Below are 255 nucleotides of genomic sequence, written 5' to 3'. Positions count from 1 at the left end.
CCATCTCCAAAAACCGCCCACCCCGAGGCAACAAATCCAACGACGCATCCACAAACCCACCAGCCAACGAATTCAACACCACATCAACACCCGCACCACCCGTCACCCCCAAAAACTTCTCCCGAAATGACAGATCACGCGAATTACCAATATGCGCGTCATCCAACCCCATCCCCCGCAACACATCCCACTTCCCCACACTCGCCGTCGCGAACACCTCAGCCCCCCGCAACCGCGCCACCTGCACCGCAGCCA

1 protein-coding gene is annotated in these 255 nt (G+C 59.2%); it reads right to left on the bottom strand.

Features of this window, described 5'->3' with window-relative positions:
* Positions 1-255 (bottom strand): zinc-binding dehydrogenase (locus tag RM844_RS33420; RefSeq protein ID WP_311671167.1); only part of this gene is annotated, 255 nt, incomplete at both ends.

Source organism: Streptomyces chisholmiae (assembly GCF_031845445.1).
Taxonomy (GTDB): Bacteria; Actinomycetota; Actinomycetes; order Streptomycetales; family Streptomycetaceae; genus Streptomyces; species Streptomyces chisholmiae.
Note: the sequence above shows the minus strand (reverse complement) of the source record. Positions and strands in the feature narration are given on the sequence as shown.